15 protein-coding genes are annotated in these 17,133 nt (G+C 65.7%); 1 reads left to right on the top strand and 14 read right to left on the bottom strand.

The window, feature by feature from the left end:
* Positions 1 to 326: 326 nt before the first annotated feature.
* The 6 genes from IC761_RS23375 to IC761_RS23400 form a co-directional block, all read right to left on the bottom strand.
* Positions 327 to 1,823: an ABC transporter substrate-binding protein gene (locus tag IC761_RS23375; protein ID WP_195798981.1), complete on the bottom strand. Its 1,497-nt coding sequence runs from the start codon at positions 1,821 to 1,823 to the stop codon at positions 327 to 329.
* Between the two features lie 54 nt (positions 1,824 to 1,877).
* Entirely contained in the window at positions 1,878 to 2,882 is a 1,005-nt protein-coding gene (locus tag IC761_RS23380; protein WP_195798982.1) for an ABC transporter ATP-binding protein, read from the bottom strand.
* A complete protein-coding gene (locus tag IC761_RS23385) occupies positions 2,879 to 3,892 on the bottom strand; it encodes an ABC transporter ATP-binding protein (protein WP_195798983.1) in 1,014 nt (337 codons plus the stop codon). Before IC761_RS23385 ends, IC761_RS23380 begins: the two co-directional genes overlap by 4 nt.
* A gap of 2 nt (positions 3,893 to 3,894) precedes the next feature.
* The gene (locus IC761_RS23390) at positions 3,895 to 4,782 is read right to left on the bottom strand and encodes an ABC transporter permease (protein WP_195798984.1); all 888 of its coding nucleotides are present in this window, start codon (positions 4,780 to 4,782) and stop codon (positions 3,895 to 3,897) included.
* Entirely contained in the window at positions 4,779 to 5,729 is a 951-nt protein-coding gene (locus tag IC761_RS23395; protein WP_195798985.1) for an ABC transporter permease, read from the bottom strand. The genes IC761_RS23390 and IC761_RS23395 overlap by 4 nt, the downstream gene beginning before the upstream one ends.
* Before the next feature lie 84 nt (positions 5,730 to 5,813).
* Positions 5,814 to 7,235: an amidase gene (locus IC761_RS23400; protein WP_195804750.1), complete on the bottom strand. Its 1,422-nt coding sequence runs from the start codon at positions 7,233 to 7,235 to the stop codon at positions 5,814 to 5,816.
* Between the two features lie 135 nt (positions 7,236 to 7,370).
* On the opposite strand from IC761_RS23400, the gene IC761_RS23405 reads away from it, so the two are divergent.
* Positions 7,371 to 8,258, top strand: coding sequence for a LysR substrate-binding domain-containing protein (locus tag IC761_RS23405; protein WP_195798986.1), 888 nt, complete (start codon positions 7,371 to 7,373; stop codon positions 8,256 to 8,258).
* A gap of 6 nt (positions 8,259 to 8,264) precedes the next feature.
* Here the strand turns inward: IC761_RS23405 and IC761_RS23410 are convergent, their stop codons facing one another.
* The 8 genes from IC761_RS23410 to IC761_RS23445 form a co-directional block, all read right to left on the bottom strand.
* On the bottom strand, positions 8,265 to 9,200 hold the full coding sequence (locus IC761_RS23410) for a carbohydrate kinase family protein (protein ID WP_195804751.1): 936 nt from the start codon (positions 9,198 to 9,200) through the stop codon (positions 8,265 to 8,267).
* 17 nt (positions 9,201 to 9,217) lie between these two features.
* The gene (locus IC761_RS23415; RefSeq protein ID WP_195798987.1) at positions 9,218 to 10,876 is read right to left on the bottom strand and encodes an FGGY-family carbohydrate kinase; all 1,659 of its coding nucleotides are present in this window, start codon (positions 10,874 to 10,876) and stop codon (positions 9,218 to 9,220) included.
* Positions 10,877 to 10,914: 38 nt separating this feature from the next.
* Positions 10,915 to 11,688, bottom strand: coding sequence for an SDR family NAD(P)-dependent oxidoreductase (locus IC761_RS23420; protein WP_195798988.1), 774 nt, complete (start codon positions 11,686 to 11,688; stop codon positions 10,915 to 10,917).
* Positions 11,689 to 11,719: 31 nt separating this feature from the next.
* Positions 11,720 to 12,727, bottom strand: a complete 1,008-nt coding sequence (locus tag IC761_RS23425; RefSeq protein ID WP_195798989.1) for an ABC transporter ATP-binding protein — start codon at positions 12,725 to 12,727, stop codon at positions 11,720 to 11,722.
* 16 nt (positions 12,728 to 12,743) lie between these two features.
* On the bottom strand, positions 12,744 to 13,574 hold the full coding sequence (locus IC761_RS23430) for a carbohydrate ABC transporter permease (RefSeq protein WP_195798990.1): 831 nt from the start codon (positions 13,572 to 13,574) through the stop codon (positions 12,744 to 12,746).
* A gap of 3 nt (positions 13,575 to 13,577) precedes the next feature.
* Complete coding sequence (locus tag IC761_RS23435; RefSeq protein WP_195798991.1) at positions 13,578 to 14,450, bottom strand: carbohydrate ABC transporter permease; 873 nt, start codon at positions 14,448 to 14,450, stop codon at positions 13,578 to 13,580.
* 87 nt (positions 14,451 to 14,537) lie between these two features.
* Positions 14,538 to 15,851: an ABC transporter substrate-binding protein gene (locus IC761_RS23440; protein WP_195798992.1), complete on the bottom strand. Its 1,314-nt coding sequence runs from the start codon at positions 15,849 to 15,851 to the stop codon at positions 14,538 to 14,540.
* A gap of 325 nt (positions 15,852 to 16,176) precedes the next feature.
* Entirely contained in the window at positions 16,177 to 17,127 is a 951-nt protein-coding gene (locus tag IC761_RS23445) for a sugar-binding transcriptional regulator (protein ID WP_195798993.1), read from the bottom strand.
* Positions 17,128 to 17,133: the final 6 nt, after the last annotated feature.

Below are 17,133 nucleotides of genomic sequence, written 5' to 3' on the forward strand. Positions count from 1 at the left end.
TAAGTAAAAGTGCCATCGATCAGTCGCTTTTCGGCAATTCCGCAAGCAAAAAGTGCAGGAAGAATCGGCAACAACCGGAATGTTGCAAGCACTTCGCGCAGAGCGGGCAATCACGCGGCGATCAACCCGCTTGCAGCCATCCTTCGAGACGCCCGCCTGCGGCGGGCCCTCGGGATGAGGTCGCGTTTTGCGGCGAGATATCCCTCATGGTGAGAAGCCCGCCAAAGCGGGCGTCTCGAACCATGCAGGCCGAGCTCGTCCGGCAGCCTTCTGCTGTCTCCTGCCCTCTCACGCAAGGGGAGAGGGCACAACAACGGGCCTCGTGCCTACTCCCAAGCCCACGTCGAGAAATCGTTCTCGAACTGCGGGACGTCTTTCCAGACGCCCTTCAGCTTCTTGTTGGTGATGGTGATCAGCTGCGGCTGGTACAGGTAGCCGGCGACGGCGTCGGTCGCCAGCATGCGCTGGGCATCGCCGAGAAGTTTTGCGCGTGCGGCTTCGTCGGGTGTCGACACGATCTGCTTGTAGAGCGCGTTGAAGGCCTCGTTGTTGTAGCCGAGATAGTAGTCCGGCTCGGTGATTTTGACGAGGTCGAACGGCTCGACATGGCTGACGATGGTGAGGTCGTAATTGTGCGGGCCGTTGCCGGCGAACACCTGCGACAGCCATTGCGCCCATTCGACGTTCTCGATCTTGGCGACGATGCCGACCTTGGCGAGCTGGGCTGCGAGGATTTCACCGCCCTGCCGTGCATAGCCCGGCGGCGGCAGCTTGAGCGACAGCTCGAGCGGCGTGGTGACGCCGGCCTCGGCGAGGAGCTTCTTGGCCTTCTCGGGATCGTAAGGGTTGATGCCGGTGGTGTCGACATAGCCGAGCGATCCGGGCACGTAGAAGCTGCCGATCGGCGTGCCGAAGCCATCGACGGCACCGTCGATCATGGCCTTGCGGTCGATCGCGGCAAGGATGGCGCGGCGGACACGGACGTCGTCGAGCGGCTTCTTGCGCTCGTTGATGGCGACGATGGTCTTGGCCTTGGAGCCGCCGACCAGCACCGTGAAACGCGGATCGGCCTTGAACTGGGGCAAGGCACGCGCCGCCGTGACGCGCGGGAACGCGTCGACGTCGTCCGACAAGAGCGCAGCGATCTGCGCGGCCGGATCGGAGATGAAGCGGATCGTCACCTTGGAGAGCTTGATCGCGGCGGCGCTGCGATAGTCGGCCCATTTGTTCAGGGTGATCGAGGAGCCTTTGGCCCAGGCGCCGAGCTGATAGGGCCCGGTGCCGACCGGCTGGGTCGCGTTGGTGGCTGCGCTCTTCGGCTCGACGATCGAGCCGCTGGCTTGCCCCAGAAGGAACGGCAAGTTCGGCTCGGAATATTTCAGCGAGATCACGATCGTGTCGGCGTCGGGCGCGTCGACCTTCTCGAAGGCCTGAAACAGGCTCTTGTCCTTGTTGGTGCTGGTCGGCGCGCCATTGCGCTCGAACGAGAATTTGACGGCCGCGGAATCGAACGGCTCGCCGTTCTGGAATTTGACACCCTTGCGCAGCTTGAAAGTGTAGGTCTTCAGGTCGGGCGACGCGGTCCAGCTTTCGGCCAGCAGCGGGGAGACCGAGCCGTTCTCGTTGATCTTGGTCAGGGTCTCATAGATGTTGTAGAGCGTGACCTCGGCGATTGCGGCGGCGGCGGCATTGGTCGGATCGAGGCCCGGCGGCTCCAGCGACATTGCCGTAACGACGCTGTCCTTCTTGCCTTGCGCCAGCACCGGCAGCGGCGCCGCGACAAGCGCGGCAGTGAATGCGACGATGGATAATTTCCTGAACATGCGTAACTCCCCTGCCTTCTCAATTCCCAGTCTACGCCAATCCTGCGCCCGAGACTAACCCTCCGCAGCAAGCGGCGGCAACGCCATCACGGCTTCCGCCTTGTGACAGGCGGCGAGATGGCCCTCGCCGACCTTGCGTAGCTCAGGCAGGGCCTCGCGGCAATGCTGGTCGGCGAGCGTACAGCGCGCGACATAGGGACACCCCGTTGCCGCCGCCGATTGCGAGGCGATCGCCTGGGCCCCGCGCCGGCGCCGGCCGCCGCCGGCGCGCGCCCGCGGCACGGCGTCCAGCAGCGCCCGCGTATAGGGATGGGCGCAACGCTCGAACAGATCCTCCGGCCGGCCCTGCTCGACGATCCGGCCGAGATACATCACCGCGACCTCGTCGCAGAGGTAGTCGACCACGGCGAGGTCGTGGCTGATCAGGACGTAGCTCAGCCCGAACTGCTCCTGGAGGTCCTGCATCAGGTTCAACACCTGGGCCTGCACGGAGACGTCGAGCGCGGAGACCGGCTCGTCGGCGACGATCAGTTTTGGCTGGGTGATCAGCGCGCGCGCGATCGCGATGCGCTGGCGCTGGCCGCCGGAGAACTCGTGCGGATATTTGTCCATGTCGGCATCGCGCAAGCCGACCTGGCGTAGCACCGCGGCGACACGCTCGCGGAAGGTGGCACGGTCGGCGTTCTCGAGCACGGTCAACGGTTCGGCGACGATGCGCGCGATGGTCTGGCGCGGATCGAGCGAGCCATAGGGATCCTGAAACACCATCTGGAAATCGCGCCGCGCACGGCGCAGCTCGTCGGCGGAGATCTGATTGAGGTCGCGGCCGAGCATAGCGACCTGCCCCGAGGTCGGCCGCTCCAGCGCCATCGCGACGCGCGCAAAAGTGGACTTGCCGGAACCGGACTCGCCGACAATGCCGAGACTCTTGCCGCTAGCGACCTGCACGCTGACGCCGTTGAGCGCGCGCACCTGGCCGGGCGGCCGGAACAGGCTTTCGCGCGGCAGCGTGTAGCGCTGCTCGAGATTTTTGACGTCGAGAAGGGGTGCTGTGCTCATGCGGACAGCGCTCCGACATTGGCGGCCATCGAGACGTCGGTGCGCACGCAGCGGACCCCATGACCCGGACCGACCTCGACCATCGGCGGCAGCGCCGAGCGGCATTTGTCCTCGACCAGCGGGCAGCGCTCGCCGAAGGCGCAGCCGGCCGGCAGATCGGCAAGCTCCGGCACCGTGCCCGAGATCGTCATCAGCCGCGTGCCCTTGCGCGCGCCGAGCCGCGGGCGGGCGCGGAACAGGCCCTGCGTATAGGGATGCCCCATGCGGCGGAACACCTCGTCGGTCGGCCCGCTCTCGACCACGGTGCCGCCATACATCACCATCATGCGCTGCACGTTCTCGGCGATGACGCCGAGATCGTGCGAGATCAGGATCATCGACATGCCGCGCTCCTCGACGAGATCGGCGATCAGATCGAGGATCTGCCCCTGGATGGTGACGTCGAGCGCCGTGGTCGGCTCGTCGGCGATCAGAAGGTCCGGCTCGCAGGCGAGCGCCATGGCGATCGTCACGCGCTGGCGCTGGCCGCCGGAGAACTGGTGCGGATAGGCATCGATGCGTTTGGCCGGGTCGGGCAATCCGACGCGGTCGAGCAAGGCGATCGCCTCCTTGCGCGCCTGTGCGGCGGAATATTTCTTGTGACGCCGCAGCGGCTCGGCGACCTGATGGCCGATCGTATGCATCGGATTCAGCGCCGTCATCGGCTCCTGGAAGATCATGCTGATGCGGTTGCCGCGCAGCTTGCAATAATCCGCATCGGGCAGCCGCGCGAGCTCATTGCCATCCAGCTTGATGCTGCCGGTGACGACCGCGCTGTCCGGCAACAGGCCCGTCAGCGACAGCGCGGTGACCGACTTGCCGCAGCCGGATTCGCCGACGAGCCCGAGCGTCTCGCCGCGCTTCAAGGAAAAGCTGACGCCGCGCACGGCCTGCGCCGGGCCGCGGCTGGTGTTGAGGCGAACGCCGAGACCAGCGACCTCGATCAGCGGTGCGGTTGCGGAACCCGTCATGATCATCGCTCCCGCGCCAGTCTGGGATCGAGCAGATCGCGAAGACCGTCGCCGAGCAGATTGAGGCCGAGCACGGCGATGGCGATCGCCGCACCCGGATAGACCGCGAGCATCGGCGACTGGAACAGCAGCGTCTGCGCGTCGTTCAGCATGCGGCCCCAGGACGGCTGCGGCGGCTGCGTGCCGAGACCGAGATAGGACAGCGCGGCCTCGGCCAGAATGGCGAGCGCGAACTGGATGGTCGCCTGCACGATCAGGATTGACAGGATATTTGGCAAGACGTGCTCGATGGTGATGCGGAATTTGCCCTTGCCCGAGGCGCGCGCCGCCAGCACGAATTCGCGCGCCCAGATCGCGTTGGCCGAGCCGCGCGTCAGCCGGATCAGCGTCGGGATCTGGAAGATGCCGATCGCGATGATCGACGTCACCATGCCCGGACCCACCACCGCGGCGAGCATGATTGCGGAGAGCACGGCCGGAAAGGCGAAGGTGAAATCCGAGAAGCGCATGATGATCTCTTCGGTCCAGCCGCGCTTGGCCGAGGCGATCAGGCCGAGGCAGACACCGAAGGTGAGACCGATCGAGACCGCGATGATGCCGACCAGGATGGTGGAGCGGGCGCCGGCGAGCAGCAGCGAGACGATGTCGCGGCCGAAGGAATCGGTTCCGAGCCAATGCGCCGCCGACGGCGGCTGGAGTTTCGAGGCGATGTCGATTTCATAGGGCGACCACGGCGTCCATACCAGCGACAGCAGCGCCGCGGCGAGCACGAGCAGGCTGAGCGCGCCGCCCAGCACAAAGCTGCGATGGCGCAGCGCGCGGCCCCAGAAGGTTTTGGCCGGGAGAGGATGCGCCGGTGCGTCAACGGCGGTGGCGAATGGCGCGCTCACAAATCGTGCACCTTGATGCGGGGATCGATGAAGGCATAGAGGATATCGACCACGAAATTGACGATGACGACCATGGCCGCAAGCAGCATCACGCAGTTGCGCACCACGATGAGGTCGCGGTTGGCGATCGACTGGAAGATCAATCGTCCCAGGCCCGGCAGATAGAACACGTTCTCGATCACGATGGTGCCGGCGAGCAGATTGGCGAATTGCAGCCCCATCACCGTCATGACGGGGATCATGGCGTTGCGCAGCACATGGCTCCACAGCACCTCGCGCTTGCCGAGCCCCTTTGCGCGCGCGGTGCGGACGAAATCTTCGCGGAGCACTTCGAGCACGGCCGAACGGGTGACGCGCGCAAGGATTGCGGCCTGCACTACGGCCAGCGAGATCGCCGGCAGCAGTAGCGACTTGATGCCGGGCCAGATGCCGTCCTCCCAGCCGGCAAAGCCGCCGGCGGAGAGCCATTGCAGCCGTACCGCAAACAAGAGGACGAGAAGAATCGCGAACCAGAAGTTCGGCAGCGCGATGCCCACTTGCGTCAGCGACATCACGCCGACATCGCCGAGCTTGTTGTGGTTGGCGGCGGTGTAGATGCCGGCCGAGAGCGCCAGCGTCACCGTGATCAGCATCGACATGATCGCGAGCGGAATGGTCAGCACCAGCCGCTCCGCGATCAGGCTACCGACCGGCGTGCCGTAGACATAGGAATTGCCGAGATCGCCGACCAAGAGCCCCTTGATCCATTGCAGATAGCGGATGGCCAGCGGCTGATCGAGCCCGAGCTTGACGGTGAGCGCACGGACCGCGTCGGCCGAGGCGTCGGCGCCCATCAGCATCTGCGCGGCATTGCCCGGAAGCGCGTCCAGCACCAGGAAAATGATCACGGATGCGCCGACCAGCGTCGCCAGCAAGGTCAGGAGACGACGGAGAAAAAATACGCTCATGCGCGCTCGGAGTCAGGGCTCATCAGCGGCACGATCAACATGTCCGGGCGCCCGACGCAAGCCCTTTGCGGCATGGGCCCCATCTCAACCGGGCCGCCGAGACAAAAGGTCTTGCGAGGCCTCGAACAGCGCGCTGACACGCAGCAATTCCGCGTCCTCTCGGAAGCGGCCGACGAGCTGAAGCCCGATCGGCAGGCCGTCGCGGCCGAAGCCGCAGGGCAGACTGATCGCGGGGTGGCCGGTCATGTTGAACGGCATGGTCCAGGGGAACCAGTGCGGCCGGACGCTGTCAAACTGCTGGCCGTCGATCTCGATGGTGCCGAACAGGTCCTGCTCGATCGGCAGCGCGGTGCGGGTGGTGGTCGGCATCGCCAGAAGGTGCCCGCGCGCAAGCAGGGATTGCACGCGACGGAACAACGCCGTGCGCGCGAACATCGCCTCCTGATAGGCGACGCCGCTGACATTGGTCGCCAGCGCGACCTGCTTGATGAAGGCTTCGCTTAAGGCGCTGCCATGCTCGGCCACGAGCTTGGCAAAGCGCGTGCGCCAGACCGTGTGGTTGATGGCGCGCCAGATCGGCTCGATGTCAAACCCCTCGCCGGAAAACTCTTCGAGCTCGGCCCCGAGGCTCGCAAGCCGATCGAGGCTCGCCTTGAAGCTCGCGGCAACGTCGGCCGACACCGGGCGCCCGGGCGGCGAGGCGCAGAACAGGATCTTTTGCCCGCGCAGGTCGCCGCGCGGGGCGGCGGTGCCGATGAAATCCGGCACGGGGACGCCGATCGACCAGGGATCGCAAGCGTCCTCGCCGGCCATCGCCTGCATCATCAGCGCGGTGTCGGCGACGGTGCGCGTGGTCGGCGTGACATAGGTCTGGTTGCCGAACGCGTCGAGCGCCTGGCTGTGCGCGATCACGCCATTGCTCTGCTTCAAGCCCACCACGCCGTTGCAGGCGGCCGGAATCCGCGTCGAGCCGCCGCCGTCGGTCGCAATTGCCAGCGGCGCGATACCGCTCGCCACCGCCACCGCCGCGCCACCGCTGGAGCCGCCGGAGGAGCGCTCCGCGCTCCAGGCGTTGCGGGTGCGGCCGAACAGCGGCGAGTCGGTCAGGCATTTGCTGCCGAATTCGGGTGTCGTGGTCTTGCCGATCAGGATCGCGCCCTCGGCGCGCAGCTTTGCGACCGCGACGGCATCCTCGGCCGGCACATTGTCCTTGTAGGGCACGGCGCCGAAGGTCGTCCTCACGCCTTTGGTGTTGACGATGTCCTTGACAGTGACGGGGAGCCCGTGCAGCAGGCCGAGCGGCTCGCCGGCCATGACTTTGCGCTCGGCGGTGCGCGCCTCGGCGATCGCCTCGTCGCCGCAGATCGTGATGAAGCAGTTCAACTCGCCCTGGAGCGCTTCCGCGCGCGCGAGCACGGCGCTGATGATCTCGACCGGCGAGATCTTCCTGGCGGCGACCAGGCCGCGCAATTCGGTTGCGGACAGCAGGCAGGGATCGCCGTTCATCGTCACATCACGCTCCGAAGCCCGGCCCTCGTTGGCCAAGGCATTTGACAAGGTATTGACAGCGAGAATGACAGTTTTGTTAACTCGCCGTCCAATACGATTTTGGTGGCCAACCCATACGTTTTCGGTATGCCTATGGATCTTCGCCGGCTCCGCTATTTCGTCGCCGTCGCCGAGGCGCGCAGCGTCGGCAAGGCGGCCGAGCGGCTGCGGATGGCGCAGCCGCCGCTCTCGGTGCAGATCCGCAAGCTGGAGGCCGAAATCGGCGCGCCGCTGTTCCGCCGCGGCACGCGCGGCATGGACCTGACCGAGGCCGGCCAGGCGCTGATGGCGCGCGCCGGCGAGGCGCTGGCGCTTGCGGCCGACGGCGCCGAAGCCGCGCGCGCGGTGGCTTCGGGGCGACGCGGCCGGCTGTCGGTCGGCTACATGTTCGTGCTGGCGAATGCGGTGTTGCCGCGGCTGATCCCCGAGCTGCGGCGCTCCGTGCCCGGCGTCGATCTCGATTTCGTCGACCTCAGCGCTTCGACGCGCGAGGCGCGGCTGCTCGACCGCAGCGTCACGGTCGCGCTGTGCATGCCGGCGATCCATCACCCCGAAATCCAGGTGGCGAGGATCGGCGCGCAACCCTTCATGCTGGCGATGCCGATCCGCTCGCCGCTGGCGCGGCTCGGCGCGGTGCCGATGGCGAAATTGCAGGGCCGTCCGCTGATCGCGCTCCCGCCGCCGGAGCGGGATCCCGCCTCCTCCGCGGTCGCGGCCCTGTTGCGGCGGCATCAGATCGTGATGCCGATCGCGAGCCGGGTCGAGACGGTGCATTCGGCGATGAGCCTCGTCCTCTCCGGCGAAGGCCTTGCGATCCTGCCAGCTTGCGCAAAACTCGGCGCGCCGCGCGGCATCGTGTTCCGGCCGCTGCGCGATGCGAGCGACTCCATCGACATCGCGGTGTGCTGGCGGCGGGATTCGCAGAGCCCGCTGATCCGGACGTTTATCAAATGTGCCGAGAAGGTCGTCGCGCGGCTGTGACGCGGGCTACCAGCTCCAATTGATCTCGCTAATCCAGGGCGGATCGGCGCCCGGGCGGGTGCAGGTGAGACCGGCGCAATTGGCGGCAAAGGACAGCGCGCGGCGAAGCTCGTCGGTGCTGATGTCCTTGAGCCGTTCTCGGGCAAGCCGTCCCTGCTTGTGCAGGGCGAACAGCAGCGCGGCCTGAAAACTGTCGCCGGCGCCGATGGTGTCGGCGACCGCGACCGTGGGCGCCTGCACCTCGATCTGCCCGGCGCTTGCGTGCCAGGCGATGGCACCGCTGTTGCCGCGGGTAATGACGACGAGGCTCGTCCCCTGCCCGAGCAGCGCGCTCGCGCGCTGCTGACAGGGCTCCTCGCCATGCAGATAGGCGAAGTCGATATCAGACATCTTGACGAGGTCGGCGTCCCTCGCGAACTCCGCCATGCGCACGAGATAGGCCGGCTTGTCCTTGACCAGATTGGGGCGGCAGTTCGGATCGAACGAGATCGTCGATGAGCTCCGTGCGTCAGCGATCAGCGCCTTGGCCTCGGCCGCGCCCTGGTCGTTGACCAGCGTGGTCGAGCCGACATGGACGGCTTCGACCGTGTCGAAGGGAATGGATCCGCGCCGGTAGGTCCAGCTCCGCGTCGCGGTTTCGGCATCGTAGAAGGCGTAATGCGATTCACCCGCGACGATGCGGACGAAGGCGAGCGTGGTCTGGTGGTCGCTGCGGGTGGCGAGATCGAGCTCGACGTTCGACGCCGCTGCATGGTCGGCGATCATGCGGCCGAACAGATCGGTCGAGATGCCGCCGACGAATCCGGTCGGCGCGCCCAGCCGCGCCATGCCGATCGCGACGTTGAGGCAGGAGCCGCCGACGGCCGGCATCACCGCCTCGCGTCCGTCGCCGGTTCGCGTCGGCACGAAATCGATCAGCGCATCGCCGCAGGCAATCAGCATGTCCTTCAACGTGTCCTTCAACTCTTGGCGATGTTCTTGGCGATATCAGCCATCGCGGCACGGCTGCCGCGATCGACCTCGCGCAGCAGCTTGTAGACCTCGCGCTTGCGTTGGTGAAATGCCGCCATGTCGGGTGCGGTCGGCTCGCTCTTGCGTCCGAGCGCCGACATCTTTGCCATGGTCTCGCCGATCGATGAATAGGCACCGCCGGCGACCGCGCCCAGCATCGCTGCGCCGAGCAGCACCGGCTCCTTGGTCTGCGGCAGCGCGACGGTGAGGCCGGTCGTATCGGCCATGATCTGCCGCACCAGCGGACTGCGGCTGGCGCCGCCGCCCATGATCATGAGGCCTGCATGGACGCCATGTGCGGCAAAGACCTCGATCACTTCGGCGAGACCATAAGCGAGCCCGCACAGGCCGGCGACGAACAGCCGCTCCATCGCGCCGGTATCGGTGTCGAGATCGAGACCGGCGATTACCGCGCGCGTGTCGGGGTCGGCATAGGGCGAACGGTTGCCGATGAATTCGGGCAGCACATGGATATCCCGGGCAAGCCGCGCTGCGCGGCTGGCATCGCCCGCACGCGCGATGATGCGGCGCTCGAGGAATTCGATGAGATCGAGTCCGTCGTTGCGCGCCGCCGCGCTCGCCTCGGCATGGCCGGGATGCGACTTGAGGAGATGATCGATCGCCGCGCCCGCGGCCGACTGGCCGCCCTCGTTGAGCCAGAAATCCGGCACCATGCCGGAATAATAAGGGCCCCACACACCGGGCACGAAGCACGGCTCTGTGGTCGTCGCCATGATGCAGGCCGACGTTCCCATGATATAGGCGAGCCGGTCGCTGACATCCGTCGCACCACCCGATCCGTCACGGCCGCCGATCGCGCCGATGCCGCCGGCATGCGCGTCGATCAGGGAGGCGCCGACCGGCGTACCCGGCGACAGGCCGAGATCGGCAGCGGCGGCGCGCGTCAGGCCGGTGCCGAGGCGCGTACCGGGCGCCACGATCTCGGTGCCGATGCGGGCGTATTTTTCGTTGACGAAGTCCGAGAGCCCGATGCGCTTGAAGAATTGGCCGCTCCAGCCGCCGCCATCATGGGCGAGATAGTTCCACTTGCAGGTGACGGTGCAGGTCGAGCGCTGCAAGGAGCCGGTCGCGCGCCAGGTCAAATAGTCTGCCAGATCGAAGAAATGACCGGCGGCGTCAAAGCTCGCGCGCAGATGCCGCTTCAGCCACAGCAGCTTCGGCATCTCCATCTCGGGCGAGATCGAGCCGCCGACATAGCGCAGCACGGCATCCTCGGTCTCGTTGATCAGCCGTGCCTCCGCGGTGGCGCGATGGTCCATCCAGACGATGACGTTGCGCTGCCTGTCGCCGGAGCCACTGACGGTGACAGGCTCGCCTTGCTTGTCGAGCACGACCAGCGAGCAGGTGGCGTCGAAGCCGATGCCGCCGACGCTGTCGGGCGCGACGGCAGCTTCCGCCATCGCCGCCTTCACCGATGTCGCGCAGGCGTCCCAGATGTCGGACGACGACTGCTCGACGAGATCGCCGGCCTCATGCCAGATCCTGATCGGATGCCTGGCGGTGGCAAGCAAGGTGCCGGCCTCGTCAAACACCCCTGCCCGCGTGCTCGTGGTCCCCACGTCGACGCCGATATACGCTCGCGGCATTGTTGCTCCCGGAAGCTCTCGTCAGTCTTGACGCAAGCCTACCAGCAAGTGTAGCCGCCATCCACCAGCACGATGCTGCCGGTCATCAGGCTCGCGGCTTCCGAGGCCAGGAACAAGACGACCGAGGCGATCTCCTCGACCTGCCCCATCCGCGCCATCGGGGTTCCACCGATCCAGGCGTCATACATTTTCGGGGTGCTTTTCACGAAGGCGTTGAGCGGCGTGTCGATATAGGTCGGCGCCACCGCGTTGACGCGGATGCCGCGCGCACCCCATTCGGCCGCGAGCGACTTGGTCAGATGGTGCACGCCGGCCTTGGAGGCATTGTAAAAGCACTGCTCCTGCGGCTTGTTGACGATGAAGCCGGACATCGAGCCGACATTGACGATGGCGCCGCTTTTCGCTTTCAGCATGTGCTTGCCGAACTCGCGACAGCACCAGAAGGTGCCGTTGAGGTTGACGTCGATGACATTGAGCCAATGCTCGTCGGTCACGGTCTCCGCCGGCGTTTCGCTGCGCGCAATGCCGGCATTGTTGACGAGGATGTCGACCTTGCCGTGGCGGGCGACGAGATCGTTCGCCACCTCAGCCACCCGCTTGGTGTCGGTGACGTCCATGATCGCGGTCTCGACATCAAAACCCTTGGTCTTCAAGATGGCTTTCGCACTGTCGGCGACCTTGCTGTCGCGGTCGCCGATCACGACCCTGGCGCCGGCTTCGGCCAGCGCCTCGGCACAGCCAAGGCCGATGCCCTGCCCGCCGCCGGTGATGAACGCGGTCTTGCCGTTCAGCTTGAATTTTTCCAGGTACATGGTGGTCTTCCCGTCTTCTTGCCGTTTCTTGTTAGCCACGGAGCGCGTTGCCGCCCGCGTCGAACCGGTGGATGCGCGCGGGGTCCGGCACCAGCGACACGCGGTCGCCGGCATGCAGGCTCAATTCGCCGATGTAGCGCGCCGTCAGCATCCCGAGCGGCCCCGCATCGACATAAAGGAACGTGTCGCTGCCGAGATGTTCCGCCACCGTGATCGTTCCCGGCCAGCCGCCAGCGCCGTCACGCTCGATCTTCAGATGCTCCGGCCGTACGCCGATCGTCGCCGCGCCCTTCTGCAAGGCGGGTTCACCGGTCACCAAGTTCATCTTGGGCGAGCCGATGAAGCCGGCAACGAACAGATTGGCGGGCCGCTCATAGAGCTCCAGCGGCGAGCCATATTGCTCGATCTTGCCGGCATTGAGCACGACGATCTTGTCGGCCATGGTCATGGCCTCGACCTGGTCGTGGGTGACGTAGATCGCGGTGGTGCCGAGCTGCTTCTGGAGCCGGGTCACCTCGATGCGCATCTGCACGCGCAGCGCCGCATCGAGGTTCGACAGCGGCTCGTCGAACAGGAACCCCTTGGGCTCGCGCACGATGGCGCGGCCGATCGCGACGCGCTGACGCTGGCCGCCGGAGAGCTCGCGCGGCTTGCGGTCGAGATAGGGCGTGAGGTTGAGAGTGGCGGCGGCCGCCTCGACCTTGCGGTTGATCTCGTCCTTGGGAAGGCCCGCCATCTTCAGGCCGAAGCCGATATTGCCGCGCACGCTCATATGTGGGTAGAGCGCGTAGGACTGGAACACCATCGACAGGCCGCGCTTCGCCGGCGGCGTGTCGACGACGTTCTTGCCGTCGATCAAAATCTTGCCGCCGGAGACATCCTCGAGCCCGGCGATCAGGCGCAAGAGCGTGGTCTTGCCGCAGCCGGAGGGGCCGACGAACACCACGAAGGAGCCGTCGGTGATGTCCAAGTCGGCGCCCTTGATGATGTGCACGGGGCCGAAGGATTTCTGCACGTCCTGAAGTGTGATCTGACCCATGATCCGGCAGCCCCTTTTACTTGACCGCGCCGAAGGTGAGCCCGCGCACGAGCTGCTTCTGGCTGAACCAACCGAGGACGAGAATGGGCGCGATCGCCAGCGTCGAGGCCGCTGACAGCTTGGCCCAGAACAGTCCTTCCGGACTGGAATAGGACGCGATGAAGGTGGTGAGCGGCGCCGCGTTCGAGGTCGACAGATTGAGCGTCCAGAACGCCTCGTTCCAGGCCAGGATCAGATTGAGCAGCATGGTCGATGCGAGCCCGGGGATCGCCATCGGCGTCAGGACATAGACGAGCTCGCGGCCGATCGTGGCGCCGTCCATCCGCGCGGCTTCGAGGATGTCGCGCGGGATCTCCTTGAAATAGGTGAACAGCATCCAGATCACGATCGGCAGGTTTCCGAGGCAGAGGATGAAGACGAGGCCGATGCGGGAATCGAGCAAGCCGAAAGTCTTGAAGATCAAGTAGATCGGCACCAGCACGCCGACCGGCGGCATCATCTTGGTCGAGAGCATCCAGAGCAGAATGTCCTTGGTGCGCTTGGTCGGCGAGAACGCCATTGACCAGGCCGCCGGGATCGCAATCAACAACGCAATCAGCGTCGAGCCGCCGGCGATGATGATCGAGTTCAGCGCATGGTGCAGATAGTCGCTGCGCTCCTGCACGGTCGCATAGTTCTCCGTGGTCCAGTGGAAGAACAGGAAGGACGGCGGGATGGCGAAGGCCTCGAGCTCGGTCTTGAAGCTCGCCAGCACCATCCACAAAATCGGGAAGAAGATCAGGAAGCCGAACAACCATGCCCCGATCGTCGAGACCACCACCCGCTGCGTCGTCGCCATTCGCGCCATGGTCTATGCCTCCAGATTGCGGCCGACGATGCGGACGAGGAAGAAGGCAACGATGTTGGCGATCACGACCGCGACGAGGCCGCCCGCCGACGCGCTGCCGACGTCGAACTGGATCAACGCCTGCGAATAGATCAGGAAGGCGATGTTGGTGGTTTGCAGGCCCGGCCCGCCGCCGGTGGTGACGAAGATCTCGGCGAACACCGTGAGCAAGAAGATGGTCTCGATCAGGATCACCACGGTGATCGGGCGCGCCAGATGCGGCAGCGTGATGTAGATGAAGGTCGACACCGCGCTGGCGCCATCCATCTCAGCCGCCTCCTTCTGCTCCTCGTCGAGCGATTGCAGCGCGGTGAGCAAAATGAGCGTCGCGAACGGCAGCCATTGCCAGGCGACGATCAGGATTACCGAGAACAGCGGCACGTCGTTGAACCAATCGACCGGCGTCAGCCCGACCAGCTTCGCGAGCCAGGCGAACAGGCCGGAGACCGGGTGCATCAACAGGTTCTTCCAGACCAGCGCGCTGACCGTCGGCATCACGAAGAACGGCGCGATCACCATCAGCCGGACGAAGTTGCGGCCGACCACGGGCTGGTCCATCAGCAGCGCCAGGGGAATGCCGAGCAGGATCGTCAGCGCAAGAACCGAGCCGACCAGCACCAGCGTGTTCTGGAGCGAGGCGAGAAAGGCGGGATCTGTGAGGAAGTAGCGGAAATTCTCGAGCCCGACGAATGCTTCCGAGCCGGGATCGAGCAGGCTGTAATGCAGCGTCGAGAAATAGAGCGTCAGCGCGAGCGGGACGATCATCCAGATGAACAGCAGCCCGACGGCCGGGGTCAACAGCGACCGCGCAAGAAGTTGCGTCTGCCGGGTTGCCATCCTTCGCGCTCCGCTCTGAGGAAAAAGGCGGCCATCCATCGGCGTAACGAGGATGGCCGCAGGTGTGAGCTCAGGGAGAGCTCGGGTTCACTTGATATAGCCGGCGCGCTTCATCTCGCGCTCGGTGGCGGATTGCGCGGCGGCAAGCGCCGCATCGACCGTCATCGATCCCGCAAGCGCGGCCGAGAACTGCTGCCCGACTTGGGTGCCGATGCCCTGGAATTCGGGGATCGCAGCATATTGCACGCCGACATAAGGCACCGGCTTCACGGTCGGCTTGTTCGGGTCGGCTGCGTCGATCGAGGCCAGGGTCATCTTGGCGAAGGGCGCGGCCTTCAGATAGTCAGGGTTCTGGTAGAGCGAGGTGCGCGTGCCCGGCGGGACGTTAGACCAGCCCTCCCTCGAGGCCACGAGCTTGGTGTAGTCCTTGCTCGTTGCCCAGGCGATGAACTTCTCCGCGGCTTCGGTCTTCTTGGAGCCGGCGGGGATCGCGAGATTCCAGGCCCACAGCCAGTTGGCGTTCTTGCCGAGCCCGGTGTTGGGCGCGAGCGCGAAGCCGACCTTGCCGGCAACCGTGGACTGACTCGGGTTCGTCACGAAGGACGCCGCCACTGTGGCATCGATCCACATGCCGCACTTGCCGGCGTTGAACAGCGCCAGGTTCTCGTTGAAGCCGTTCGAACTCGCGCCGGGCGGCCCGGCGTCCTTCATCAAATTGACGTAGGTCGTGAGCGTCGTCTTCCATTCCGGCGTGTTGAACTGCGGCTCCCACTTCTCGTCGAACCAGCGCGCGCCGTAGGAATTGGCCATCGCCGAGAGGAACGCCATGTTCTCGCCCCAGCCGGCCTTGCCGCGCAGGCAGATGCCGTAGACGCCACCGTTCTTGTCGGTCAGTTTCTTGGCGGCGTCGATCACAAAGTCCCAGGTCGGCTTCTCCGGCATCTTCAGGCCGGCCTTCTCGAACAGATCGGTGCGATACATGATCATCGAGCTCTCGCCATAGAACGGCGCGGCATAGAGCTTGCCGTCGACGGAGACCGCGTCCTTGATCTTCGGCAAGAGGTCGGCGACGTCGTAATCGGCGCCGAGATTGGCAAGCGGCACCAGCCAGCCTTTCTTGGCCCAGATCGGCACTTCATAGGTGCCGATGGTCAAGACGTCGAACTGGCCGCCCTTGGTGGCGATGTCGGTGGTGACGCGCTGGCGCAGCACGTTCTCCTCCAGCGTCACCCATTTCACGGAGATGTCGGGATTCGCCTTGGTGAATTCGCCGGTCAATCCCTGCATCCGGATCATGTCGCCGTTGTTGACGGTGGCGATGGTCAGGGTCGTTTCGGCCATCGCGGGGACGGCCAGCAACAGGCAAGACGCGCCGCAGACGGCGCCAAGAACGTGTTTCACGGTGACCTCCCTAAGCTCGCGTTCTTGAGCATATGCCCACGCGTTGGGCGTATGTTCGACCGCGGGCCGGCGCTTGTCAAGCAGGCGCGCGGGCGTTTCGGCAACTTATGAGTGCTGCGGTGCGGGAGGCCGGGCTGTTGTTTGCGATAGAGCGCCGCGGCTTGCTTTACCTCTCCCGCTTGCGGGAGAGGTCGTATCGCATCGCAGATGCGATACGGGTGAGGGCTTTTTCCTTTTGGGGAGTCTTGCCAGGGAGGCACCCTCTCCCCAGCCCTCTCCCGCAAGCGGGAGAGGGAGCCGAATCCCGCTACCGCGCTAGCCTTCCCTACCGCTCCAGAATCGCCCTCGCCGTCGTCTCGTCGGTGATCAATCCGTTGATCAACCGCCCGTTCAGCGCGGCCGCAATTGCCGGCACCTTGGCGGCGCCGATGGCGGCACCGATCGTCGTGGTCCTGGCCGGCACTTCCGGCGGAATGCTGGTGAGGCGCTTGTTGGTGCCGGCCTTGAGCAGGCGGCCCTTGGAATCATAGGCCCAGCCGGTGATCTCGCCGATGGCGCCCTGGCGCATCATCTCGAACAATTCGTCGCGGGTGACAAAGCCGTCGATATGGACCTGCGCCTTCTGGTCCATCTGACCGATGCCGACGAGGCGCAGGTCGGCCTTGGCCGCGACCGCCTTCACTTTCGCGATCGGCTCGATGCGGACCATCTTGTTGCGCTCGTCCTCCGACGACATCAGGAACGGCAGCGGCATCGGATAATGCCGCGCGCCGGTGCGATCGGCGAGCCGGCCGACGGTGTCGTAGAAGCTTGCCGAACCGTCGGCGGAGATGTTGCCGACCAGCGAGACGATCTGGTGATTGGGCCGGTCGATCGGCGTGACGCGCTCGACCGCGGCGCGCACCGCCCGCCCCGTGCCGAGCGCGACGATGACGGGCGTCTCCGAGCGCAGCGTCGCATCCAGGAGATTGGCGCAGCGCTCGGCGATGCCGGCGGTTGCCTGCGGCGCAGCCGGATCGGCCGGCACCACCTCGCAATGGGAAAGATCAAACCGTTGCTTCAGACGCGCCGCCAATTCCATGCAGGCGGCGATGGGATGTTCGAGCCGGAAGGTGATCAGCCGCTCGGCGAGACACAGCGACACCAGCCGCTGCGCCGACGCCCGCGAGACCTGAAGCAGTTTTGCGATCTCGTCCTGGGTGTGGCCGGCAATGAAATAGAGCCAGCCGGCGCGCGCGGCGTCGTCGAGCCTGGACTTTTCGTTCTCGACAGCCACGGCTGA

The sequence above is a fragment of the Bradyrhizobium commune genome (assembly GCF_015624505.1).
Taxonomy (GTDB): domain Bacteria; phylum Pseudomonadota; class Alphaproteobacteria; order Rhizobiales; family Xanthobacteraceae; genus Bradyrhizobium; species Bradyrhizobium commune.